The sequence below is a fragment of the Streptomyces sp. AgN23 genome (assembly GCF_001598115.1).
GTDB classification, from domain to species: domain Bacteria; phylum Actinomycetota; class Actinomycetes; order Streptomycetales; family Streptomycetaceae; genus Streptomyces; species Streptomyces antimycoticus.
Genome location: NZ_CP007153.1, coordinates 8,031,794 through 8,053,884 on the forward strand (window position 1 = coordinate 8,031,794; position 22,091 = coordinate 8,053,884).

Consider the following 22,091-nt stretch of genomic DNA (forward strand, 5'->3'; position numbering starts at 1 on the left):
GCTAGCCCGCGTCGCGCTCCCAGCGGTAGAACTCATGCGCCATGGCGTCCTTGGGCTCGCGCCAGGTCGCCGGGTCGTACGCCTGCATATACGGCTGGAGGCGGGCGCTGACGTCACGGAACTCCGGGTGCTTGGCGTACTTGGTGACCTCGGTGGCCGGCGGCCGGTCCGCCTCGATCAGATGCAGATACACATCGCCGAACTGGAAGAGGCTGCGGCCGGTGACGCCGATCAGCTTGGGCAGTTCGCCGCGGTCGGAATCCGCGAAGATCTTGGCCACCTGGGGGGCCGCGTCCCGCCGCATCTTGGCGACGATCATGGTGCGGTACACGCTCATGCCCTCACCGTCTCCCGGGCCCGCTGCTCGATCTTGTCCCGGATCAGGTCCATCTGGATACGGGAGTTGCGGTTGATGTGGTCGGTCATCGTGGGGTCGTCGACCGGCGCGTCGGGCCGCATCTCGAAGTCCTGGGTCCAGCGCATGCGGGTGCCCTCGGACTCCTCCTCGTACTCCCAGCGGATGTTCATGTACGCGAAGGGGCCGGGCTCGACGCGGCGGGCCCATACCGTGCGCACATCGCGGGCCGTCTCCCGCTCTGAGACCCAGCTCCAGACCTTGCCGTCCTCATCGGGGTGCATGGTGAGGCGGAAGGTGGTGGTGTCCCCGGTCCGCTGGAGCACCTCGACCGAGGCGTACTCGCTGAAGAGCTGCGGCCAGTTCTCCAGGTCGTTGGTCATGTTCCAGACGAGGTCGAACGGCGCCTTGATCATGACCTCGTTGTCAGTGTGGCCTGCCATCTTCATGCTCCTGAGGTAAGTGAGGTGTTGATGACGTCGAGGAAGTCCCCGGGGGTCTTGCAGCTTTCGGCACCCGGCTCGATCGGGGTGCCGTACCGGTTCTCCAGCTCACCGACGATGGCGAGCAGGCCAAGCGAGTCCAGGCCGTACTCCTCGAAGGTGGAGTCCGGCCGGGTCCGCATCGTGTCCGGATCGACGGTGAGCCCGGCGCAGCGCTTCATGAGCGTGGCCAGTTCCCCATAGGACAGTTGACTGGACATCAGTAATCTCCTTCCGGTCCGCGGAGCACGAGCGCCGCGTTGCAACCCATGAGCCCTCGGCTGAGCACCAGCGCCGTCCGCGGCTCGGCGGGGCGGGAGCTGCGGGTGACCAGGTCGAGCTCATGGCAGACGTCGGTGACGTACGGGGTCGGGGGCACGACGCGGTGCTCCATGGAGAGCAGGGCGGCCACCACGTCGAGCGTGGGGGCCGCGCAGTGCACCCGGCCGAAGCCGGTCTTCGGCGCGGTCACCGGGACCCGGGTGCCGTGCGGCCCGAGGGCGTCGGCGATGGCCAGCGCCTCGGCGCGGTCGGCCTCGGGCACGCCGAGCGCGTCGGCGAAGACCATGTCGATCTCCTCCGGCGCGCACTGGGCGTCCTCCAGGGCGACGCGGATGGCCTGGGCGAGCCCCTCCCGGGACCGCTCCCAGCGGGAGGCGCCGGTGAAGGTCGAGCCGTACCCGGCGATGAAGCCCCGGATCGGCACCCCGCGGCGCCGGGCGGCCCCCTCCTCCTCCACGACCAGCATCGCCCCGCCCTCGCCGGGCGCGAATCCGCAGGCGTCCTCGGTGAACGGCAGATAGGCCCGGCCCGCGTCGCGGGCCCGGCTCAGCTCGTCCCAGCCGAGCATGCAGACGATGGAGTACGGCGCCAGCGACGCCTCGGAGGCGCCGGCCACCATCGCGTCCGCCCCGCGCCGGATGGACCGGCGGGCGTGCGCGAGCGCGTCCAGACCGCCGGCCTCGTCGTTGGCCACCACTCCGCAGGGGCCCTTGAACCCGCCGCGGATGGAGACCTGGCCGGTGCTGGCCGCGTAGAACCACGCGATGGACTGGTACGGGCCCACATAGCGCGGCCCCTTGCCGTAGAGCTGCTGCAGCTCGCGCTGGCCGAACTCACCGCCCCCGGAACCCGAGGCGGTCACCACGCCGATCGCGAACGGCGACATGTCGTCCACCGGCAGCCGGGCGTCGTCGAGCGCGAGATCGGCCGAGGCCATCGCGAAGTGGGTGAAGCGGTCGGTCTGGACGAGGAAGCGCTCCTCGATCATCGACCCCGGATCGAAGCCGCGGACCTGGCCGCCGATCCGGACCGGGAAGTGCCCGCTGCCCTCGCGGGAGATCCGGTCGAGGCAGGGGATCCCCTCCCGGGTCGCCTTCCAGAAGGCGTCGGTGCCCACCCCGTTGGGGGCGATCACACCGATGCCCGTGATGGCCGCGCCCCGGTTCCGGGTGTTCGTCGCCGCGTTCATGCCGCCCTCCCGTCCGTCCGGCCCAGCACCACCGCGGACTGGAAGCCGCCGAACCCGCTGCCGACCGACAGCACATTGCGCAGCGGCAGGGCGCGGGCGGTGCGCGGGACATAGTCGAGGTCGCATTCGGGGTCGGGGGTCTCGTAGTTGGCCGTCGGCGGCACCACGCCATGGGCGAGCGCCATGGCGCAGGCGACCACCTCGATGGCGCCGATCGCCCCCAGCGAATGGCCCACCATGGACTTGATCGAGCTCATGGGGGTCTTGTACGCGTGCTCGCCCAGGGACCGCTTCACGGCCGCCGTCTCATGCCGGTCGTTCTGCTTGGTGCCCGAGCCGTGCGCGTTGACGTAGTCGATCTCGTCGCTGTTGACGCGGGCGTGGCCGAGCGCGTGGTCGATCGCCTCGGACATCTCCAGTCCCTCCCGCGTCAGACCGGTCATGTGGTACGCGTTGCCGTAGGTGGCGAAGCCCCGGAACTCGCAGTAGGCCCGTGCCCCTCGGGCCCGGGCGTGCTCCAGCTCCTCCAGGACCAGCACGGCGGCGCCCTCGCCGAGGACGAAGCCGTCCCGGTGGGCGTCGAACGGCCTCGAGGCGGTGGCCGCGTTGTCGTTGTTCGCCGAGGTGGCCTTGATCGAGTCGAAGCAGGCCACGGTCAGCGGGGTGATCGGCGAGTCCGCGGCCCCGGCGACGCATACATCGGCCCGCCGCTCCTCGATCGCCTGGAAGGCGTATCCGATCGCGTCGAGACCGGAGGTGCAGCCGGTGGAGACGGACTGCACGGGTCCCTGCGCACCGGTCAGCTCCGCCACCCCGGAGGACAGCGCGCTCGGTGAGAACGCGTGCTGCAGGTGCGGACCCGCCTTGCGGTGGTCCACATCCCAGTGCTCCCCGGCATCGCTGACCTTGACGTAGTCCTGCTCCAGCCGGGTGGAGGCGGCGACCGCGCTGCCCAGGGAGACCCCTATCCGCCAGGGGTTGAGCGCCTGGAGGTCCAGCCCGGAGTCCCGGACCGCTTCCTTCGCCGCCACCAGCGCGAACTGCACATAGCGGTCCGAGCGTTCGATCTGCTCGAAGGTCAGACCGCCGGCCAGCGGGTCGAAGTCGCATTCGGCGGCGATCCGGGAGCGGAACCGCTCCGCGTCGAAGAGCGTGATGTTGCGGGTGGCCGTACGGCCCGCGGTGAGCATGTCCCAGAACGCCGGAACGCCCACACCTCCGGGGGCGACGACACCGAGCCCGGTGACCACCACCCGTCGGGTCACGACGTCGCCTCGGCGGGTTCGGCCGACTCCGTGTCCACATGGCCGAGCTCGGGGCGCGGCGCCAGGGGGCCGAGGTGGAAGACCATCCGGGCCTCGGTGCTGCCCACATTGCGGAACCGGTGCCGCACATTGATGGGGATCAGGAGCGCCTGGTCGGGGCGGAGCGGATGCGCCTCGCCGTCCAGGTCCACCTCCATGTCGCCGCTGACGACGTACACGAACTCCTCGGAGTACGGGTGGTAGTGCTCGGTGACCCGTTCACCGGGCCCCACGATGGCCATCCCCATGAAGCCGCTCGTGGCGCCCACCAGCGGCGGTGTGAGCATGGCGCGCACATCGCCACCGCGCCGACGGTTGGGGGCGACCGCGGCGAGGTCGACGACGAGAGGGGACTGCGTGGTCATGAGTTCCTCCAGGTAGCGTTGCGCGGTCCGCGCCACAGGGGGTGGGAAGGTGCGGGGAAGAGGGGCGCGTCAGTGGTCGGCCGCTTGGCGGTCGGTGATCGGGGTCATGTCGCAGTCGGCGAGGAAGCGGCGCAGCCCGTCGTCCATGGACAGGTCGATCACCGCCCCGTCCGCCCCGAGGTCGAGGAGGCGGCCCAGCACCGCGGCCGCCCGCCGCCCGCTCACACCGGCCGCCATGGCGGGGTGCCGGTCCAGCGGCACGCTCAGGTCCACCAGCCGGACCACGATGTCGTCGCGCTGGAAGATGGTGCTGCTCAGCAGGGTCTTGGCGGACTGCTCGGCGGCCATCTCCTTGTTCACCGCCAGCTCGTCCTGCCGGGCCAGCAGACTGGCCACCGCCGGTCCGCACCCGACCTTGACCGGGTAGAGCAGGGCGTGCCGGTGGACGCCCTGGGCGGGGCGCGGGCCGCCGGCCATCATGTGGTGGACCACCGGAAGCGAGGCCCGGGCGAAGAACTCCCGTGCCGAGCTGGGGTCATCGAGGTTGCGGTCCTCCTCCAGATACGGATTGATGGCCTCCTCGACGGCCTTGATCTCCGGCTGCCGGGCCACGAAGCGCAGCGCCGCGGTCAGGTCGCCCTTGACCTCCACGGCCCGTACGACCCGGTTGCCGTTCATGAAGACGGAGGTGCGGGAGAGCCGGGTGGTCTCGTCGACGCGTGCATCCGGTGAGGCGTAGTCGGCGAGGATCTTGGCGACGGTGTCCTCGCTGCCGGGGCTCACCGTGAAGGTCAGCGCCTGCCGTACCAGCCCGTCGCCGACCCGCAGCGCGGCGTCGACACCCCGGGTGGTGACATCGACCGGTGCGGATCCGGCGGTCAGGGTCTCCCGCAGAATGCTGAACCGCAGCGAGCGGGTGTCCTCGACACAGCCGTGGAAGGGCTTGACCATCTCCCGGTGTGCGGGAGAGTCCACCCAGGCCAGGAACGGAGGGGCGCTTTCCCATTCGCTGGTGATGAGCCACTGGGAGGGGTTCTCGATCGACTGGCAGAGCTGGTCGCTGATGTGCCCGGGCACCGCGGCCACCTGCTGGGACAACTGGTCATAGGCACGCAGAAAGCGCTGCTCGGCACCGCTGTTGACCTGCACCAGCAAGACGACGCGCAATCTGGTGTCGGTGAGAGCGGATTCCATGGTGGTCGGTGATGGGCTCACCGTGGACTCCGGAATATCGGACAGGGTGCTCATATTTCGCTCCTTATTTCGCGGATGCGTCCTTCCAGGCATCGAGGACATCCGCCCGTTAGACGATCGTGGGGCGCTCCCACCAATGGCGCGAGATATGTGAGCCATCCGAGCGAACGCCTCGTCAGCGTCCCGGAAGAGCCCGGAAACACCGGGCATAGCAGCACAATGAACCGTCTTGCCGACAATGCTGAGCGTGTGCCCGTCCTCATCGCGGGCGGCTCCCTGGTGGGCCTGTCCGCCTCACTGTTCCTGGGCCGACTGGGGATCGGTCATGTACTGGTCGAAAAACACCCGCGCACCTCGCACCACCCGCGCGGACGGGGGAACAACATCCGGACGATGGAGCTGTTCCGCACCGCCGGAGTGGAGTCCGCGATCCGCGAGGCCGCGTCCGTCCTGGCCGACAACCATGGAATCCTGCAGACCCCGTCGCTGACCGGCACGGAGGGCAACTGGCTCTTCCGGGAGATGGATCCGGGTGGCAAGGCCGCCCGGATCAGCCCTGCCGGATGGTGCCTGTGCAGCCAGAACGACCTGGAGCCGGTGCTGCTGAGCGCGGCCCAGGACCTCGGTGGGGATCTGCGGTTCTCCACCGAGCTGATCTCCTTCGAGCAGGACGCGGACGGGGTCACCGCCGTGCTCCTGGACCGCAGGTCCGAACGGCGCTCCACGGTCCGCGCCGACTACCTCATCGCCGCGGACGGCCCCCGCAGCCCGGTGCGCGAGGCGCTCGGCATCGAGCAGAGCGGACGCGGCGAGCTGTTCCACAACGTGTCCATCACCTTCCGCGCCAAGCGGCTCGCGGACGCGGTCGGGGACCGCCACTTCATCGCCTGCTACCTCACCAATCCGGAGGCGGACGGGGCGCTGCTGCCCGTCGACAACCAGGAGCAGTGGGTCTTCCACGCCCCCTGGCACCCCGAGCGGGGCGAGGCGCTGGAGGAGTTCACCGACGAGCGCTGCGCCCAGCACATCCGTACCGCCGTCGGCATGCCCGACCTGGAGGTCGAGGTCACCGGAAAGGCCCCCTGGCACGCGGCCGAGCGAGTGGCGGACCGCTACTCCGACGGCCGGGTCTTCCTCGCCGGGGACTCCGCGCACGAGATGTCGCCCACCGGTGCCTTCGGCTCCAACACCGGAATCCAGGACGCCCACAACCTGGCATGGAAGATCGCCGCCGTCATGGGCGGCTGGGCGGGCCCCGGGCTGCTGGAGAGCTACGGCGCGGAGCGGCGCCCGGTCGCCCAGGCCACCAGCGCCCGCGCCGCCGCCCGTTCGGCCGAACACAGCCACCCGGGCTATTCGGCGCCCGCCGGCGAGGACCGGGGTCCGCAGAGCAATGTCATGGCCGTCGCCATGGGCTACCGCTATGTGCGCGGCGCGGTCGTCGGCGCCGACGCCGCGGCGCCCGCGGTGCCCGACCACTTCACGGTATCGGCCGAGCCCGGAAGCCGCGCGCCCCATATGTGGGTGCACCGCTGCGGGGTGCGGCTGTCCACCCTCGACCTGTACGAGCGCACCTGTGTGCTGCTCACCGGGCCGGACGGGTCCTCCTGGTACGAGGCGGGCCACCGCGCGGCCGACGCCCTCGGCGTACCGCTGGACTGCTACCGGGTGGGCGACGGGCCGGACCATGAACTCGCCCCCGAACCGGGCGCGGACTGGGCCGAACTGCACGGCACCGCCCCCGACGGTGCCGTCCTGGTCCGCCCCGACGGCTTCGTCGCCTGGCGGGCGGAGCGGTCGGTGCCCAACCCGGAGGCCGCGCTGACGCGTGCGCTGCGCGAGGTACTGAGCCTGGACGGCTGACGCCCCTGCTCCCGGGAGCCCCCGCCTTCCGGGAGCCCCGCCTTTCGGGAGCCCCGCCTTCCGGGCGCCCCGGCTTTCCCGGGTGCCGCTGTCCCGTGCGCCGCCCGTCGGTGGTCGGCGGGACGCCTCCGACCGGGGCGCCCCCGACCGGGGCACGGCGCCCGCGGCGGCGGCGACCCCCGCGACGGCGGCGGCGCCCGGTCGGTGAACCGCCCCGCCGACCGGGGGCGGCGGGCCCCGCGGCAGAGGCGCCCGGGGGACGTGGCTCCAACTCCGATGAGGCGGCATGCCTGTCAAGGTCTTGCCGCCATGAACGGGTAGCGGTGATGCGCCAGGGTGATGGGGGCGGAGATGCGTCGCAGCGGGTCTGCTGGGGCCGGGTTGGTTGTGGTGTTTCTGCTGATGACCGGGTGCGGAAGCGGCGGCGGGAGCGAGACCGGTCCCTCGGTGACCACAGCGCTGGCCAAGGGGGTGAACACGGGCTGCGGTCACTATCTGAAGCCGGAAACGGTCGCCGTGGCGCTCGGCGACAACAAGTTCGCCGACGTCAACGGGCATTTCCAGGACGGCAAGGGGTCGTGCCTGGTCAATATCTCGCTCAGGGAGCCGGGCCGCGGTACGAGCGGGCCGCCCCGCACCTTCGCGAAGCTCTCGCTGGAAATCCTCAGCACCGAGGTGAGGAGGACCCGCCCAGATGGCCGAGTACGTCGGCGGGAAGTGTCACGCCACGTCGGCCGACGGAGTCACCAAGGCATTCAAGGGGCCCAAGGGGGCGTGCGGCACCTACCGGGCCGACCCTCCCGAGGAGTTCCTGGCGGGCGGCAGGGTGGAAGCCTACGCGGGCGAGGGCAGGAAGCTGATCACAGTCACCGTCGGCGGAGTCGACGGCACGCTGGAGCAGGACCGCGAGCACGCCTTCCAACTGCTGGCCGATGCCCGCGCCAAGATCTCCGGAAAGTGAAGCGCGCACGGTCGTGCGAACAACCCTCCGTCCCGGTCAGGACCGCGCTGGGGCCGCGCCCCGAAGGAGCCGCCCAGACCCCGGGGGTCCAGGGGCGGAGGGGGCGTCAGCCCGTGGCTTCGCTCCGCGCGTCGCGGGCGGTACGGCGCCGCAGCCGCCTCCACAGCGCGGGGGTCGTGCTGATCACCACCGTCAGGATCACGGCCGCCGCCACGCCCTCCCACGGTTCGGGGAAGAGCGAGCCGCCCAGGATGCCGATGAGCTGATACGTCACCGCCCAGGCCAGTGCCGCGGGCGCCGCGCCGCGGGCGAATCTGCGCAGGGGCCAGCGGGCCAGCAGGCAGGCCAGCATCACCGGTATCCGCCCGGCCGGTAGCAGCCGGGACAGCACCAGAACCGCCACCCCGTGGTCCTCCAGCCGCGCCTGTGCCTGGTCCAGCCGTTCCGGCGCGGCGTGGTCGTGGATCCGTTCCAGCCACCGCGAGCCGTTCTTCGAAGCCACCCCGCGCCGCCCGAGCCAGTAGAGCATCACGTCCCCCGAGAAGGCCGCCAGCGAGGCCACCCCGAAGACCACCAGCAGGGACAGCGGGGGAGCGGTCTGGTGGATGGCGACCACCGCGGCCGAGGAGACCACCGCACCGGTGGGCACCACCGGCACCAGCGACCCGAACACCACCAGCAGGTACAGCGAGGGATATCCCACCGCCTGCTGGGTCGACTCCGGCGGCACGCTCCGGGCCAGGTCCACCAGATTCGCCAGATCCCCCATCACCTGGCGGGCTCCAGCCGGACGCACTCCCCGTGCCCCAGCCGGTGCACCACCGCGTCGGGGGCCAGCTGCCCGGCGTGGCGCACGAAGTCGTCGCCGGGGGCGTGGAATTCATGCGGACGGATCGCGTCCATCCCGATCGGCCAGTACGTCCCGTAGTGCACCGGTACCGCGCAGCGCGCCCCCAGTCGCGCCAGCGCCTGGGCCGCGCGGCCCGCGTCGAGATGGCCGGGGCCGAGGTAGGGCCCCCAGCCGCCCACCGGAAGGAGCGCCACATCGCATGCCCCCACCGCCTCCGCCATCCGGTCGAACAGCCCGGTGTCGCCCGCGAAGTACGTGGTCGACTCGCCGCGCAGCACATACCCCAGCGAGGGCACCCGGCTCCGCCCGTACGGCAGCCGCCGCCCGTCGTGCTCGGCCGGTACCGCCCGGATCCGCACCTCGCCGACCGTGCACACATCCCCCGGCGCCATCTCGGTCACCCGCAGCCCCCGCGCCGCCACCACCCGCCGCAGTCCGGGCACCGCCCGTCCGGCCCCGCGCGGCACCACCAGCCGGGTGCCGGGCAGCAGCTTGGCCAGCGAGCCGGGGTGCAGATGGTCGGCGTGCAGATGCGAGACCAGCGCCACGTCCGCCACCGCCGCGGCGGCCGGTGGCACGGCCCCCCGGCGGCGCCGTAGATGGGCCAGACGCCGTACGAACAAGGGGTCGGTCAGCACCCGCACCCCGGAGTCCCGCACGGTCGCGGTGGCGTGCCCCCACCAGGTGATCTCCACCGACATCTCCCGCCTCCGTCCCTCGGGCCCGTCCGTCCGATCCTCTCACCCCGCCGGCCGGGGCATGGCATCCGCCCGCGCGGGGCATGCATGAGTCATGCATGATGACAGGGAACGAGTGGCGAATCTGCTGGGGGCCACGGCGCTGGCGATCACGGACGATCTGCTCAGCGCCCCGGCGTCCGCGTCCCGCCTGAGCATGAGCGCGGCCGCCGCGCTGATCGTGCTCCGCGCCGACCCCGGTGTGAGCGTGACCGAGCTCGGCCGCCGGGTGGGGCTGACCCAGTCCGCGGCGGTGCGGATGGTCGACGGGCTGGAGCGGGACGCGCTGGTCGAGCGGCGCCGCACGATCGGCAACTGGACCGGGGTCCACCCCACCGCCAAGGGCCGGCGGACCGCCGGCCAGCTGCTCACCTCGCGGACCTCCCAGCTCACCGGGGTGCTGGACGGCCTCGGCGATACGGAGATCCGCCGCCTCGGCACGCTCCTGGCGAAGCTGCTCGACGGGCTCTACCAGGGCAGTGGCTCGGCCGACCGGATGTGCCGGCTGTGCGACCGGGCCGCCTGCACCCCGGACGGCGTGGAGTGCCCGGTCGGCGCCGCGGACCGGGCGGCCGCTCGGGCGGCGGCCGAGGACGAGGCCCGTACGGACCATGGGTGAGCTGCTCGCCCCTCGCCTCGGCGCTCTGCTTCGGCACCACCCACTTCCTGAGCGGCCTGGTCTCCCGCCGCCGGCACGGGGTGGCGGTCGCGGCCTGGGCACAAACGGCCGGCACGGTGGTCAGCCTGATCCCGGTGCTGCTCACCCAGGGCGCCACCGCCCCGGCCCCGGCCCTGGCCTGGGGTGCGCTCTCGGGGCTCGGCACCGGTGTGGGGGTGGCGTGCCTCTACTGGTCGATGAACAAGGGGCCGATGAGCGTCGTGGTGCCGGTCAGCGATGTCACGGGGGTGGGGCTGCCGGTGCTGGCCGGAATCGCCCTCCTCGGCGACCGGCCCTCGCCCCCGGCGCTCACCGGGATCGCGCTCGGGGTGCCCGCCCTCTGGCTGGTCTCACGCGGCGAGCGCGGCGAGGCTCGTCCGGGCGGCGAGGAGCGTCCGGCGGCGGCACCGGCCGCCGCCCGGGCCGGGCGGGCACAAGGGGCCGACCGGCTGTCCCCGGCCCTGGTCATGGCGCTGGTCGCGGGAGTGGGCCTGGCCGTTCACTTCTTCGCGCTGGCCCGGATACCGGCCACGGCCGGATGGTGGCCGGTGGTGGTCAGCCGGGCCGTGTCGGTGGCCGTCATCCTCGCGCTGTTTCCCGCGACCGGGGCCCGGCTGCGGCTGCCCCGCCGGGAGGTCGCGGTGGCGGCGGTGGCGGGCGTCCTCGGCACGGTGGCGACCGTCCTGTATCTGCTGGCCACCCGACAGGAGTTGCTGTCCGTGGCGGTGGTGCTGTCCGCGCTCTATCCGGCGGTGCCGGTGCTGCTGGCGCTGACCTTCCTGCGGGAGCGGATCACCCGGCCCCAGACCGTCGGGCTGCTCGGCGCGGGAGTGGCCATCGGGCTGATCGCCCTCAACTGACCGCCGACGATGGGCGTCCGACTGCGCGGGACCGGCGCCTGGCCGCGGAGGACCGGCGCCCGGGCGAAAACCCATGGCCCGGTGGGCGGCGCATACGTCACGATGACCGACGTCGCTTCCCGTCCCACGAAAGGACACCGTCGTCCTCATGAGCCGTGCCCTATGAGCCGTGCACTCCACCAGCGCGCCGTCGTCGCCGACGCCCATAACGACCTGCTGATCGCCGTCACCGCCCGCCCACCGCACCGCTGGGCCGGCTACTTCCGGGAGCGCTGGCTGCCGCAGCTCCGCGAGGGCGGAGTGGATGTGCAGGTGCTGCCGGTCTTCATCGACGACCAGTTCCGCCCCGAGGGCGCGCTGCGCGAGACGCTGCGGATGATCGAGTGCGCCCACACCCTCGCCGAGGGCAACGCCGACGAGGTACGGCTGTGCCTGGACGGCGACGACATCGACGCCGCGCTCGCCGACGGCCGGATCGCCCTGGTGCTGGCGCTGGAGAGCGCCCCCGGGCTGGACGCGAACGTCGAACTCCTCCCGACCCTCCACCGCCTCGGGGTGCGCATCGCCTCGCTCGCCCACTGGGGCCGCACCGCACTGGCCGACGGCAGCGGTGAGGACGCCACCGGAAGCCGGCTCACCGAGGCCGGGGTCCTGGCGCTGCGGGAGATGGAGCGCCTTGGCATCCTCTTCGACGTCTCCCACCTCGGCGCCTCCGGGGTCGCCCATGTGCTGGAGCTGGCCACCCGTCCCGTACTGGCCACCCACTCCTCCGCCCGCGCGCTCCTGGACCACCATCGCAACCTCACCGATGAGCAGCTGCGCGGGATCGCCGGGACCGGGGGCGTGGTGTGCGTCAACTTCCTCGGCGAGTTCCTGGCCACCGCCCCGGCCGACCGCACGGTGGACCGGCTGGCCGACCACATCGTCCATATCGCCGAGGTGATCGGCGTCGACCGGGTGGGTCTGGGGCCGGACTTCATCAAGGAGGTCAGCGACGACACCACCCCGCCCTGCTGCGAGGACGTCGAGTACGCCCGGCTGCTGATCCCCGGCCTGGAAGGCCCCCGCGGACTGCCTCTGGTGACCGAGGCGCTGATCCGAAGGGGCCTTCCCGAGGGGGACGTCGAGAAGATCCTCGGCGGCAATGTGCTGGAGCTCTTCCGCAAGGAGCTGGGACGCCCCGCCTGACCGGTGCCTGAGGACCTGACCGGTGCCTGAGGACGGCTGCTACCGCCCGATGGTGGCCGAGAAGGCGTCGATCGCGGCGAACGTGACCTCCGGGGCCTCCCGGGTGGGGATGTGACCCGCGCCCGGGACCAGCTCGAACCGCGCCCCCGGGATAGCCGCGGCGTAGGCACGGCCGAAGTCGGGCGGGACGACGGTGTCCTGCTCCCCCCACACCGCGAGGGCGGGCACGCTCACCCGGGCGAGCCGGTGCAGCAGCTTCGGATCGGACCTCGTCGGGCCCGCGTAGGCCGTCAACGCCTGGAGGGCCGCGGGCGAGGGGCCCCGGCGCGGTGCCGGTGCGCCGGAGCCCTGGCCGGGCGGCGGGCCGGGCGGGGCGGTGGGGAATCGCAGCTCGTGCCCCTCCACGTGCGGGCCGAAGGCGCCCATGATGACCAGCCCGCCGACGCGGCGGGCCCGGTCGCGCACGGTCATCTCGGCGGCGATCCAGCCGCCGAAGGAGACGCCGACGACCAGGACATCGCGCAGATCGCGGTCGTCCAGCAGGTCCAGATAGGTCTCGACGAGGTCGCCCACGTCCGAGAACCACTCGGGGCGCGGGGTGTCCTCCCAGCCCGGATGGGTCGGCGCCAGCACCCGGGAGGTGGCGGCGAAGTGGTCCACGATGTCGGTCACGGAGGCGGGTCCGCCGCCGCCGTGCAGTACGAGCACGGGCCGACCCGCGCCCGCGTCCCGCACCGTCAGGGGAAGGCCGGGGTAGGGCTCGATGGTGAATCCGGTGGTCTGGTGGGTGGTCATCGGGCCTCACCGCCGGAGGTGACCGCGGTGAAGGTGTCGCACGCGATCCGCAGGCCGTCCGGGTGGAAGAAGCCGGTGAGGTTGTCGGCGGATTGCGCGGCCGCCTCTTCGGCGCGCGGGAACATAGGTGTCTCGTAGGCGTTCAGAGCCGTCTCCAGGTCGTCGTGAGTGGCGAGGGCGAGGGCGAGTTCCGCGCCGTCGAGCATGGCGAGGTTGGCGCCCGCCCCCGCGAAGGGGGACATCAGATGGGCGGCATCGCCCAGGAGCGTGACGCCGGGCGTCCGCTCCCAGCGGTGGCCGATGGGCAGGGCGTGGATGGGCCGGGGGACCAGCGGGCCGTCGCTGTCGGCGATCAGGGCACGCAGCCCCTCGTCCCAGTCGGGGAAGAGGTCCAGCAGCCGCTTCCTGGCCGCCGCCGGGTCCGCCGGGTCGATCAGGCCCGAACGGCTCCACTCCTCCGGGGCCTTGACCGCGGCGTAGACGCGGATGCGGTCGCCGCCGTTGCGCTGGGCGATCAGCCCCTTCTCGTCGGCCAGGGCGAACATCGTGCCCCGGCCGACGAGTTCGGCGACGGCGGGGTGCCGGGCGTCGACGTCGTGCAGCAGACAGTCCACGAACGAGATTCCGGAGTAGACCGGGTCGGCGTCGGACACCAGGGGCCGGACCCTGGACCACGCCCCGTCCGCGCCGACCAGCAGATCCGCCGCGACGGTCCGGCCGTCGGACAGGGTGAGCGTGGGCTGCCCCGCCGCGCCGGGGGCGACCGCGCGCACCTTGTGACCCCAGCGAACGGTCGCCTCGGGCAGCGAGCCCAGTAGCAGCTCTCGCAGCGCCCTGCGGTCGATCTCGGGCCGCTCTTCTCCCTCGTCTCCCTGGGCCGGTTCCGGCGCGGGGATGCGGAAGCCGACGGCCGCGTCCTTGTCGAGCAGCCGCAGCTCTCCGTCCTCGGGGCGGCTGAGCGACCGGAACTCCTCCAGCAGGCCGGCGTGCAGCAGCGCCCGCTGACCGGACTCGGGATCCATGTCCAGCGAGCCGCCCTGGTCGCGTGCGGTCGCCGAGGCGTCCAGTTCGTAGACGGTCGAGGCGATGCCGTGGACGTGCAGAACGCGCGCCAGCGTCAGGCCGCCCAGCCCTCCTCCGACGATGGCGATACGGGGTGCTCCGGACATGGCAATGCCTCCCAGGCTCGGCGCCGGTGCGCGGCGGATGAGACGAGCGTAGGGCGACGAACGCGTTCGTGGCAAACACGTTCGTTACGAACGCGTCTGTGGCGAACATGTCTGGGGCGAACGCGTTCGTGCCGGGTACGATGGCGCCATGACAGCGCATCCCACCGCCCCGCGGAGCCGCCGGGAACGTCCCGCGAAACCGGCCCTGACCAGGGAAGGCATCATCGCCACCACGGTCGAACTCATGCGTGCCGAGGGCCTGGAGCGGGTCACGATGCGCCGCCTGGCCAAGGAACTGGACACCGGGCCGGCCTCGCTCTACGTCTACGTCCGCAATATCGCCGAGCTGCACGCGGCGGTCCTGGACGAGCTTCTCGGCGAGGTCGACCTGAGCCCGGCCGGGGTGGGCGGCGACTGGCACGACCGGCTGGTGCGGATCCTCACCTCGTACACCGCGGTGCTGTTCGAGTACCCCGGCCTCGCCCAGTCCGCGCTGGTGGCCCGCCCCTTCGGGAAGCACTATCTGCGGCTGGTGGAGGCGATGCTGACGCTGCTGGACGAGGGGGGCCTGGAGTCCGACCGGGCCGCGTGGCTGATCGACCTGCTGCTGCAGTACGGCACCGCGACCGCGGCCGAGCACGCCCACCGGGTCCCCGGCGACATCCCCCAGGACCAGGCGGACTGGCAGGCGCTCGCCGCGGTGGTGCGGGAGGTCTCACCGCGGACCCATCCGCAAATCGCCGCGCTCGGCCCGCGGCTGCTGTCCGGATCCCCGCAGGACCGGCTGGCCTGGGGGTTCGACGTCCTGATCGCCGGGGCGCGGCACACCCCGGTGCCGGAGGCGCTCTCCCCGTCCCCGGCGGACATCGGGGACCCGGCGGACATCGGGGACTGAGGCGGCGGCGCTCAGGGGACTGAGGCGGCGGCGCTCAGGACGCCGTTCTCGAAGTGGCGGGTCGCCGGGCCCCGGTCGTCGACCGTCAGCACCAGCTTGTCGTCGGCGCAGACCTGGATCTTTCCGGTGCCCGGGTCGGCTGTGGGTCGGCGGGGGTCAACTCCGCCGCAACGCCTTCACCATGACCAGCTCCCTGGTCACACCGTCGGCGAGGAGATCCCCCGGCTCCCGGGTGGCGACGAAACCGTGCCGCTCGTAGAGGGCGATGGCCGGGGCGTTGCCCGGGAGTACCGCGAGCCGCAGCGTCGTGGCGCCCGCCCGTAGGGCCCAGGTCTCGACCGCCGCGATCAGCCGGTCGCCCACGCCGTGACCGCGCGCCTCGGGGCTGACCCAGACGGACCTCAGCTCTGGCGGCCCGCCGTCCCCGGGCAGGCCGCCGGCCATTCCGACGGCCCGGCCGTCCAGCAGGGCGACGATGTGGTGGGCGCCCGGCACCTCCAGCCGGGCGCGCCACCGCTCCTCGCCGCCGCGGTGCCAGTCGGCGAGCCGGGACTTGAAGGCGTGCGGCGCCTCGGCCAGCGCGGCCCGGCGGATGTCCCGCCACAGGGGCCAGTCGTCCATCGTGACCACGCGCAGATCCACCATGCGGCCGAGTCTCCCGCATCGTCGTGCGCCACCGATCGCCGTCGCGTACCGCCGATTCCGAGGGGAGATGGCCGGGTTCGGCCCGCTGTGCCATGCTTTGAGGAGAGGCGCCAACCCTTTCGAGGAGGCGCGGCAGCGAAGGCCCCGCCGGTGGTCGTGACCGGTCGCCGCGCGAAGGCCGATCAAGGGCCCGGGTACGCCCCCACAAGACCGGCGGTCCGCGCACGGAGGCGGGTGCAGGCGTGCTGTGACCGGGCATGTGCTGACGTTCACGGGGACCGCGGTGGTGGCTGTCTATGTGCTGGACGCCGAAGGTGCCGAGCTGCGGTTGGCCGAGACGGTGCGCAGCGCCGGAGGGTCGTACGCGCTGCCGGCACGTTACGGGCTGTCCGGGCGCTCGCCCGTCACCGACGCCTTCCGCGACGGCCGCCCGCTGTGGCTGACCCCCAGTGAACTCGCCGCCTACGGCCCCACGGGCCCCACCACTCCGGAAACCCCCACCACGCCCGGCGTCTCGCTGGGGGTGCTGCCGCTCGGCGGGGACGGCAAGGGGCTGGGCTGTCTGGTGGTCGTGGACGAGTCACCCGGCGGCATCGATGCCGACCGCCGGGGCTTCATCGAGCTCTACGCCCACCATGTGGCCGCCGGGGTCGAGGCGGCCGGGCCGGAGGCGCTCACCCAGCCGCATCCCGACCTCCCCGGCCCCACCCTGGACCGGCTGCGGGTCGGCTCGTTCGTGCTGCACCTCGGCAGCGGGCGGATCACCGCCGACACCCAGGTGCTCGACCTCTTCGGCATCGCGGGGGAGGACTTCGACGGACGGGTGGAGACCCTGCTGTCGGTCACCGTCCCGGACGACGTGCCCGCCCTGATGTCGGTCCTGGAGCCCGATGCGCTGACCTCCGGCACCGCGCAACTGGAGTTCCGGATCCGGCGGCCCAACGGTGAGCTGCGCTGGCTGGGCCTGCGCGCCCAGGTGGAGACGGGGCCGGACGGCACCCCCCGGCGCATGCTCGGCGTGGTCGCGGAGACCTCGTATCTGCGGCCCCGCGCCGACGAGGTGTCCCTGGTGCAGCGGCTGTCCGCCGCCCTGGCCGGGGCCACCACCGTCCGGGACGTGGGCCGGGCGGTGGTCGGCGCGCTGCGCGATCCGCTCGGGGCGGGCCGGGTCGCGGTCGCCGAGGTCCAGGCCGAGCAGCTCGTGGTCGCCGTCCTGGCGCCCGCCGAGCCCGCCGCCTGGCCCGAGCTGTGGCGGTCCGCCTGGCGGTCCGAATGGCCCGAGCCGCCGAGCCATGCCCTGCCCACGCTGGCGGAGGCGCTGCGGGAGGGCCAGGTCAGCATCTGGCCCGAGGGCTCCGCCCTGGAACCCGGGCTCGCCGGTATCGGCCCCGGCGGCCTCGCCGTCCTCCCGCTCCCGGCGGACGGCCGGATCGTCGGCGTGTGCCTGATCGGCTGGGAGCGGCGGCATGAGTTCGGTCCGGAGGAGCGCTCGCTGCTGACCGCGACCGCCGGTCTGGTGGGGCAGGCCCTGGTGCGGGCCCACGCCCTGGACGCCGAGCACGAGCTGGCCACCATGCTCCAGCGCAGCCTGCTGCCGCGGAAGCTGCCGGAGCTGCCCGGAGGGGTGGCCGTCACCCGCTATCTGCCCGCGACGATGGGCCTGGAGGTGGGCGGCGACTGGTACGACGTGATCCCGCTGGCCGACGGCCATGTGGCCCTGGTCATCGGGGATGTGCAGGGCCACAGCGCCGCGGCCGCCACCATCATGGGCCAGATGCGCACCGCCATCCGGGCCTACGCCGTGGAGGGCCATCCGCCCGATGTGGTCGTGGCGCACGCCAACCGCCTGCTCGTCGGCATGGAGACCGACCTCTTCGCCACCTGCTGCTACGCCGACCTCGACATGGAGGAGGGCGAGGCGTGGTTCGTCCGGGCCGGACATATCCAGCCGCTGCTGCGCCACCCGGACGGCACCACCGAGGAGCTCGACGTCGAGGGCGGTCCGCCGCTGGGCGTGGTCGCGGACGCCGAGTTCCCGATGACCGCGGCCGGGCTGTCCTCCGGCACCCTGCTCGCCCTGGTCACCGACGGCCTGGTCGAGTCCGCCCGGCTCGACCTGGACGACGGGGTGCGCCAAGCGCGCCAGGCGCTCGCCCGCGCCGACCCGGCCGACCCCGGAGGCGTGGCGGACGAGCTGCTCGGCGGGCACAGCCGCCGGGACGACGATGTCGCGCTGCTGTTGCTGCGCTACGACGGGATGCGGGTACGGCCCACCCGGGCGAGCTGGACGGTGTGGCGGCTGCCCGACGCCGTAATGCACGCCCGCCGCTTCACCGCGCGCACCCTGCGCAACTGGGGCCTGGCGGACGAGCTGGACGTGGCGCTGCTGGTCACCTCCGAGCTGGTCACCAACGCCCTGGTGCACACCCAGGGCGAGGTGCGGCTGAATCTGACGTTGACCGCGGACCGGCTGCGGATCGCGGTCAACGACCCCTCGCCGCGCACCCCCGTCAAACCGGCGACCGTGGACTGGGAGGCGACCGGCGGGCGGGGGCTGCTGCTCATCGAGGCCATGTCGCAGACCTGGGGCTCGGTGCCGCTCAGCGGGGGCAAGCAGGTCTGGGGCGAGCTGTCCCTGTCGTCCCCGCGGGAGGAGCCCCCGAGCGGGCCGCCCCCGGAGGAACTGCCGGAAGGACCGGCCGGCACAGGCGCCGCACGGCAGCCGGAGGGGGCGAGGGGGAGGAGACGAAGGAGGCCAAGGCGATGATCCGCTCCCGTACGACCGCCCGGACGCATGCCCGGACGCATGCCTGGACGCGCTCTCGTACGACCGCCCGGACGCGCACTTCGCCGCGCTCCCGGACGGCCGCCCCGCCGCGCTCCCGGACGCGTGCGCGCCTCCGCGCGGCCATCGCCGTGACGGCGGGCCTCGTCCTTGCCGCGTCCCTCGCCGCATGCGGTAAGGCGGCCCAGGTCGGCGAGACGGTCGGCGCGGCAGGGACCCACCGCGGACCGCTGCGGATCGGCCTGCTGCTCCCGGAGAACGAGATCGTCCGTTTCGAGCGCTTCGACGCACCCCTGATCCAGCACCGGGTCAAGCAGCTCTGCCCGAGCTGCACGGTGAGCTACTCCAGCGCCCAGCACGATCCGGTATCCCAGCGCAACCAGATCGAAGCCATGATCACGAACGGAGTCGATGTCCTCATCCTGGACGCGGTGGACACCAAGGCCGTCCGTCACTCCGTGGTCCAGGCCCGCCGCGCCAACGTCCCGGTGGTCGCCTACGACCGTCTCGCCGAGGGGCCCATCTCCGGCTATGTCTCCTTCGACGGCGGAAGGGTCGGCAGGCTCCAGGGCGAGGCGCTGCTGAGGGCGCTGGGCCCGAATGCCGCGAACCGCCGGATCGTCATGATGAACGGCTCGTCGACCGACCCCAACGCGGACTGGTTCGAACGCGGCGCGCGGTCCGTCCTCCAGGGCAAGGTCAAGATCGCCAAGTCCTACGAGACCGTCGGCTGGCGGCCGGAGAACGCCAACCGCAACATGTCCGCGGCCATCGCCGCCCTGGGCCCCCAGGCCATCGATGGCGTCCTCGCCGCCAACGACGGCCTGGCCTCGGGCGTCATCACCGCGCTCAAGACGGCCCGGATCCATCCGCTGCCCCCGGTGACCGGCCAGGACGCCGAGGTCGCGGGCATTCAGCGGATCCTCGCGGGCGAGCAGTACATGACCGTCTACAAGCCGTTCGAGCCCGAGGCGTACACCGCCGCGGAGATGGCCATCGCGCTGGGACGCGGCAGATCGCTCAACGGGATCGCCAAGCAGCGGGTCGACAGCGCCACGGCCCGTGACATCCCCGCGGTGCTGCTCACGCCGGTGGCCGTGACCGTGCACAACATCAAGAGCACCGTCATCAAGGACGGTCTGTATCGCGTCGATCAGATATGCACCAAGAAGTATGCGGATGACTGCCGCAGGGCCGGGCTCATCGGCCGGAACGGTTCATCGCACGACGCGGGATGAAGGGAGGAGCGGATGGCCCAACCGTCGGCCCCGCCCCTGCTGGCGCTGCGTGGGGTCTTCAAGCGCTTCGGCGCGGTCGAGGCGCTCAGGGACGTCGATCTGGAGATCCACGCCGGTGAGGTCATCGCCCTGGTGGGCGACAACGGCGCGGGGAAGTCCACCCTGGTCAAGGTGATCGCGGGGGTCGAGCCGGCCGACACGGGCGCCCTCGAATGGCGGGGCCGCCCCGTCCACATCGGCCGCCCGCACGACGCCCAGCATCTGGGGATCGCCACCGTCTACCAGGACCTCTCGCTCTGCGACAACCTCGATGTCGTCGGCAATCTCTTCCTCGGCCGTGAGATCAGCCGGCTCGGCGTCCTGAACGAGGTGGAGATGGAGCGCCGTACCCGCGATCTGCTGGCCACCCTCGCCATCCGCATCCCCGACGTCCGCAGGCCCGTCGCGGTCCTCTCCGGAGGCCAGCGGCAGACCGTCGCCATCTCCCGGGCGCTGCTCGGCGAGCCGCGCCTGGTCATGCTGGACGAGCCCACCGCCGCCCTCGGCATCGAGCAGACCGCCCAGGTCCTCGATCTGGTGGAACGGCTGCGTGAACGCGGCCTCGGGGTGCTGCTGATCAGCCACAACCTGGGCGATGTCAAGGCCGTCGCCGACTATGTCGCGGTGCTGCGCCTGGGTCGCAACAACGGGTTCTTCGACGTCACCACCACCTCCCAGGAGCAGATCGTCTCCTCCATCACCGGCGCCTCCGACAACGCGGTGACGCGGCGGGCGACGCGGGAGGGGGAGTTGTGAGCGTGCCCGGCGGCATCGGCGGACCCAGCGCGCGCGGTGCCGAACGCTTCGCCGACGCGTTCGGGCGCAAACTGGGCGGTGGAGCGCTCGGCTCCGTGCCGGTCGCGCTCGGGCTGCTCGCGATCTGGCTGATCTTCCAGATCCTCAATCCGCACTTCCTCTCGCCGCGCAACCTCTCCAACCTCAGCGTGGACATCGTCGGCACCGGCATGATCGCGGTCGGCGTGATCTTCGTCCTGCTGATCGGCGAGATCGATCTGTCGGTGGGCTCGGTGAGCGGCCTGGCCTCCGCCCTGTTCGCCGTGTTGAACGTCAACTACGGCATGCCCGAGCCACCCGCCATCGTCCTGGGCGCGCTCTGCGGTACGGCGGTCGGCTTCGTCCACGGCTTCTTCACCGCCGTGGTCGGCGTCCCCGCGTTCGTGGTCACCCTCGCCGGCCTGCTGGGGTGGTATGGCCTGATGCTGGCCATCATGGGCGCCTACGGCACCATCAACCTCGACGATCAGGGTCTGGTCGCCAAGCTGACCAACTTCTACTTCTCCGATGTCGCCGCCGCCTACGCCCTGGCGGCGCTCGGCACGGCCGGATACTTCCTGACCGCCTGGCGGGACGGCACCCGCCGCCGCGCCGCCGGAGTGCCCTCCCGCCCCCCGGTCCAGATCGCCCTGCGCACGGGGCTGCTCGCGGTGATCGCCTTCGCCGCCGCGTATGTGCTCAACCAGTTCCAGGGCCTGCCGCTCGCCCTTCTGGTCTTCCTGGTCATCCTCGTCATCCTCGACTACGTCCTGCGCCGTACGACCTACGGTCGGATGATCTTCGCGCTGGGCGGCGGGGCCGAGGCGGCCCGCCGCGCCGGGGTCAATGTGGTCTGGGTGCGGACCTCGGCGTTCATGATGTCGAGCACGATGGCCGCCATCGGCGGCCTGTTCCTGGCCTCCCGGATCAACTCGGTCAGCCAGACATCGGTCTCCACCGACCTGCTGATGAACGCCATCGCCGCGGCCGTCATCGGCGGCACCAGCCTCTTCGGCGGCCGGGGCAGCACCTGGTCCGCCCTGCTGGGCGTGCTGGTCATCCAGTCGATCGCCTCGGGCGTGGCACTCATGGATATCCAGATCGCCGTGCAATTCATGATCACCGGCGGGGTGCTGCTGCTGGCCGTCGTGGTCGACACCCTGTCGCGCCGAGCCCAGCGGGCGCACGGCCGGGCTTAGGTCTTGCCGCCTCCGGCGGGGAGGGGAAAGATCCGCCCGACTCAGCGGGTGGCGAAGGCCAGGAAGTCCGCCCAGGCGGTGGCGGCTGTGCGGAGGCGAGGACCGTCGGGGTTCTTGGAGTCCCGTATGTGGACGGTGGTGGGGGTGGTGGCGACCTCGACGCAGTCGCCGCCGCTGGAGTCGCTGTAGCTCGACTTGTGCCAGTCGTAGGCGACCTCGTTCCGGGCGCGGCGCCGTCTCGCGCCTTCGGCGCAATTGAGCATG

At 72.5% G+C, this 22,091-nt stretch carries 23 protein-coding genes; 10 read left to right on the top strand and 13 right to left on the bottom strand.

The window, feature by feature from the left end:
- Position 1: 1 nt before the first annotated feature.
- From AS97_RS34845 to AS97_RS34875, 7 genes are all read right to left on the bottom strand, one after another.
- Positions 2 to 337 (bottom strand): TcmI family type II polyketide cyclase, encoded by a 336-nt coding sequence (locus AS97_RS34845; protein WP_236669744.1) that lies wholly within the window; start codon positions 335 to 337, stop codon positions 2 to 4.
- Positions 334 to 798, bottom strand: coding sequence for an SRPBCC family protein (locus AS97_RS34850; protein WP_014055765.1), 465 nt, complete (start codon positions 796 to 798; stop codon positions 334 to 336). The genes AS97_RS34845 and AS97_RS34850 overlap by 4 nt, the downstream gene beginning before the upstream one ends.
- Before the next feature lie 2 nt (positions 799 to 800).
- Positions 801 to 1,058 (bottom strand): acyl carrier protein, encoded by a 258-nt coding sequence (locus AS97_RS34855; RefSeq protein ID WP_059141949.1) that lies wholly within the window; start codon positions 1,056 to 1,058, stop codon positions 801 to 803.
- A complete protein-coding gene (locus tag AS97_RS34860) occupies positions 1,058 to 2,308 on the bottom strand; it encodes a ketosynthase chain-length factor (RefSeq protein WP_059141950.1) in 1,251 nt (416 codons plus the stop codon). The genes AS97_RS34855 and AS97_RS34860 overlap by 1 nt, the downstream gene beginning before the upstream one ends.
- Positions 2,305 to 3,573 carry a beta-ketoacyl-[acyl-carrier-protein] synthase family protein gene (locus AS97_RS34865; RefSeq protein ID WP_059141951.1) on the bottom strand — a complete coding sequence of 423 codons (1,269 nt, stop codon included), beginning with the start codon at positions 3,571 to 3,573 and terminating at the stop codon, positions 2,305 to 2,307. Before AS97_RS34865 ends, AS97_RS34860 begins: the two co-directional genes overlap by 4 nt.
- Entirely contained in the window at positions 3,570 to 3,977 is a 408-nt protein-coding gene (locus AS97_RS34870; protein ID WP_086707435.1) for a cupin domain-containing protein, read from the bottom strand. Before AS97_RS34870 ends, AS97_RS34865 begins: the two co-directional genes overlap by 4 nt.
- 69 nt (positions 3,978 to 4,046) lie before the next feature.
- Positions 4,047 to 5,225 carry a SchA/CurD-like domain-containing protein gene (locus AS97_RS34875; RefSeq protein ID WP_059141953.1) on the bottom strand — a complete coding sequence of 393 codons (1,179 nt, stop codon included), beginning with the start codon at positions 5,223 to 5,225 and terminating at the stop codon, positions 4,047 to 4,049.
- A gap of 165 nt (positions 5,226 to 5,390) precedes the next feature.
- Between AS97_RS34875 and AS97_RS34880 the strand changes: the two genes are divergently transcribed.
- Positions 5,391 to 7,034, top strand: a complete 1,644-nt coding sequence (locus AS97_RS34880; protein ID WP_125758609.1) for an FAD-dependent monooxygenase — start codon at positions 5,391 to 5,393, stop codon at positions 7,032 to 7,034.
- 694 nt (positions 7,035 to 7,728) lie between these two features.
- The gene (locus AS97_RS34885; protein ID WP_125758608.1) at positions 7,729 to 7,995 is read left to right on the top strand and encodes a hypothetical protein; all 267 of its coding nucleotides are present in this window, start codon (positions 7,729 to 7,731) and stop codon (positions 7,993 to 7,995) included.
- Positions 7,996 to 8,101: 106 nt separating this feature from the next.
- On the opposite strand, the gene AS97_RS34890 is transcribed toward AS97_RS34885, so the two are convergent.
- Positions 8,102 to 8,764, bottom strand: coding sequence for a VTT domain-containing protein (locus tag AS97_RS34890; RefSeq protein WP_086707443.1), 663 nt, complete (start codon positions 8,762 to 8,764; stop codon positions 8,102 to 8,104).
- Complete coding sequence (locus AS97_RS34895) at positions 8,764 to 9,546, bottom strand: MBL fold metallo-hydrolase (protein ID WP_210566241.1); 783 nt, start codon at positions 9,544 to 9,546, stop codon at positions 8,764 to 8,766. The genes AS97_RS34890 and AS97_RS34895 overlap by 1 nt, the downstream gene beginning before the upstream one ends.
- Before the next feature lie 91 nt (positions 9,547 to 9,637).
- Here AS97_RS34895 and AS97_RS34900 point away from each other — a divergent pair, with 91 nt between their 5' ends.
- The 3 genes from AS97_RS34900 to AS97_RS34910 all read left to right on the top strand — a co-directional run bounded on the left by AS97_RS34900 (position 9,638) and on the right by AS97_RS34910 (position 12,288).
- Positions 9,638 to 10,201: a MarR family winged helix-turn-helix transcriptional regulator gene (locus AS97_RS34900; protein ID WP_210566242.1), complete on the top strand. Its 564-nt coding sequence runs from the start codon at positions 9,638 to 9,640 to the stop codon at positions 10,199 to 10,201.
- Entirely contained in the window at positions 10,198 to 11,100 is a 903-nt protein-coding gene (locus AS97_RS34905) for a DMT family transporter (protein ID WP_247204584.1), read from the top strand. Before AS97_RS34900 ends, AS97_RS34905 begins: the two co-directional genes overlap by 4 nt.
- Before the next feature lie 162 nt (positions 11,101 to 11,262).
- Positions 11,263 to 12,288, top strand: a complete 1,026-nt coding sequence (locus AS97_RS34910; protein WP_086707451.1) for a membrane dipeptidase — start codon at positions 11,263 to 11,265, stop codon at positions 12,286 to 12,288.
- A 39-nt stretch (positions 12,289 to 12,327) separates the two neighbouring features.
- On the opposite strand, the gene AS97_RS34915 is transcribed toward AS97_RS34910, so the two are convergent.
- Together AS97_RS34915 and AS97_RS34920 are read right to left on the bottom strand one after the other, a co-directional pair.
- Positions 12,328 to 13,083: an alpha/beta hydrolase gene (locus AS97_RS34915; protein ID WP_059141961.1), complete on the bottom strand. Its 756-nt coding sequence runs from the start codon at positions 13,081 to 13,083 to the stop codon at positions 12,328 to 12,330.
- On the bottom strand, positions 13,080 to 14,252 hold the full coding sequence (locus AS97_RS34920; RefSeq protein ID WP_210566243.1) for an NAD(P)/FAD-dependent oxidoreductase: 1,173 nt from the start codon (positions 14,250 to 14,252) through the stop codon (positions 13,080 to 13,082). Before AS97_RS34920 ends, AS97_RS34915 begins: the two co-directional genes overlap by 4 nt.
- A gap of 148 nt (positions 14,253 to 14,400) precedes the next feature.
- Here AS97_RS34920 and AS97_RS34925 point away from each other — a divergent pair, with 148 nt between their 5' ends.
- Positions 14,401 to 15,147 (top strand): TetR/AcrR family transcriptional regulator, encoded by a 747-nt coding sequence (locus AS97_RS34925; RefSeq protein WP_210566244.1) that lies wholly within the window; start codon positions 14,401 to 14,403, stop codon positions 15,145 to 15,147.
- A gap of 156 nt (positions 15,148 to 15,303) precedes the next feature.
- Here AS97_RS34925 and AS97_RS34930 read toward each other — a convergent pair whose 3' ends face one another.
- Complete coding sequence (locus AS97_RS34930; protein ID WP_210566245.1) at positions 15,304 to 15,792, bottom strand: GNAT family N-acetyltransferase; 489 nt, start codon at positions 15,790 to 15,792, stop codon at positions 15,304 to 15,306.
- Positions 15,793 to 16,039: 247 nt separating this feature from the next.
- Between AS97_RS34930 and AS97_RS34935 the strand changes: the two genes are divergently transcribed.
- From AS97_RS34935 to AS97_RS34950, 4 genes are read left to right on the top strand one after another with little or no spacing between them, the layout of a single operon-like run.
- Entirely contained in the window at positions 16,040 to 18,559 is a 2,520-nt protein-coding gene (locus AS97_RS34935) for a SpoIIE family protein phosphatase (protein ID WP_210566246.1), read from the top strand.
- Positions 18,556 to 19,815, top strand: coding sequence for a substrate-binding domain-containing protein (locus tag AS97_RS34940; RefSeq protein WP_210566247.1), 1,260 nt, complete (start codon positions 18,556 to 18,558; stop codon positions 19,813 to 19,815). Before AS97_RS34935 ends, AS97_RS34940 begins: the two co-directional genes overlap by 4 nt.
- A 12-nt stretch (positions 19,816 to 19,827) precedes the next feature.
- On the top strand, positions 19,828 to 20,610 hold the full coding sequence (locus AS97_RS34945; protein ID WP_059141966.1) for an ATP-binding cassette domain-containing protein: 783 nt from the start codon (positions 19,828 to 19,830) through the stop codon (positions 20,608 to 20,610).
- Between the two features lie 2 nt (positions 20,611 to 20,612).
- A complete protein-coding gene (locus tag AS97_RS34950) occupies positions 20,613 to 21,827 on the top strand; it encodes an ABC transporter permease (protein ID WP_059141967.1) in 1,215 nt (404 codons plus the stop codon).
- 41 nt (positions 21,828 to 21,868) lie between these two features.
- Here the strand turns inward: AS97_RS34950 and AS97_RS34955 are convergent, their stop codons facing one another.
- The gene (locus AS97_RS34955; protein WP_210566248.1) at positions 21,869 to 22,090 is read right to left on the bottom strand and encodes a DUF397 domain-containing protein; all 222 of its coding nucleotides are present in this window, start codon (positions 22,088 to 22,090) and stop codon (positions 21,869 to 21,871) included.
- Between the last annotated feature and the right edge of the window lies 1 nt (position 22,091).

What these genes read in the sequence shown, in the direction of transcription:
- AS97_RS34900 (WP_210566242.1), top strand. Translation starts at nt 9,638, where the DNA reads ATGCATGATGACAGGGAACGAGTGGCGAATCTGCTGGGGGCCACGGCG.
- AS97_RS34850 (WP_014055765.1), bottom strand. Translation starts at nt 798, where the DNA reads ATGGCAGGCCACACTGACAACGAGGTCATGATCAAGGCGCCGTTCGAC.
- AS97_RS34920 (WP_210566243.1), bottom strand. Translation starts at nt 14,252, where the DNA reads ATGTCCGGAGCACCCCGTATCGCCATCGTCGGAGGAGGGCTGGGCGGC.
- AS97_RS34910 (WP_086707451.1), top strand. Translation starts at nt 11,263, where the DNA reads ATGAGCCGTGCACTCCACCAGCGCGCCGTCGTCGCCGACGCCCATAAC.
- AS97_RS34885 (WP_125758608.1), top strand. Translation starts at nt 7,729, where the DNA reads ATGGCCGAGTACGTCGGCGGGAAGTGTCACGCCACGTCGGCCGACGGA.
- AS97_RS34845 (WP_236669744.1), bottom strand. Translation starts at nt 337, where the DNA reads ATGAGCGTGTACCGCACCATGATCGTCGCCAAGATGCGGCGGGACGCG.
- AS97_RS34880 (WP_125758609.1), top strand. Translation starts at nt 5,391, where the DNA reads ATGAACCGTCTTGCCGACAATGCTGAGCGTGTGCCCGTCCTCATCGCG.
- AS97_RS34890 (WP_086707443.1), bottom strand. Translation starts at nt 8,764, where the DNA reads ATGGGGGATCTGGCGAATCTGGTGGACCTGGCCCGGAGCGTGCCGCCG.
- AS97_RS34855 (WP_059141949.1), bottom strand. Translation starts at nt 1,058, where the DNA reads ATGTCCAGTCAACTGTCCTATGGGGAACTGGCCACGCTCATGAAGCGC.
- AS97_RS34925 (WP_210566244.1), top strand. Translation starts at nt 14,401, where the DNA reads ATGACAGCGCATCCCACCGCCCCGCGGAGCCGCCGGGAACGTCCCGCG.
- AS97_RS34945 (WP_059141966.1), top strand. Translation starts at nt 19,828, where the DNA reads ATGGCCCAACCGTCGGCCCCGCCCCTGCTGGCGCTGCGTGGGGTCTTC.
- AS97_RS34895 (WP_210566241.1), bottom strand. Translation starts at nt 9,546, where the DNA reads ATGTCGGTGGAGATCACCTGGTGGGGGCACGCCACCGCGACCGTGCGG.
- AS97_RS34930 (WP_210566245.1), bottom strand. Translation starts at nt 15,792, where the DNA reads ATGGTGGATCTGCGCGTGGTCACGATGGACGACTGGCCCCTGTGGCGG.
- AS97_RS34940 (WP_210566247.1), top strand. Translation starts at nt 18,556, where the DNA reads ATGATCCGCTCCCGTACGACCGCCCGGACGCATGCCCGGACGCATGCC.
- AS97_RS34870 (WP_086707435.1), bottom strand. Translation starts at nt 3,977, where the DNA reads ATGACCACGCAGTCCCCTCTCGTCGTCGACCTCGCCGCGGTCGCCCCC.
- AS97_RS34915 (WP_059141961.1), bottom strand. Translation starts at nt 13,083, where the DNA reads ATGACCACCCACCAGACCACCGGATTCACCATCGAGCCCTACCCCGGC.
- AS97_RS34875 (WP_059141953.1), bottom strand. Translation starts at nt 5,225, where the DNA reads ATGAGCACCCTGTCCGATATTCCGGAGTCCACGGTGAGCCCATCACCG.
- AS97_RS34955 (WP_210566248.1), bottom strand. Translation starts at nt 22,090, where the DNA reads ATGCTCAATTGCGCCGAAGGCGCGAGACGGCGCCGCGCCCGGAACGAG.
- AS97_RS34860 (WP_059141950.1), bottom strand. Translation starts at nt 2,308, where the DNA reads ATGAACGCGGCGACGAACACCCGGAACCGGGGCGCGGCCATCACGGGC.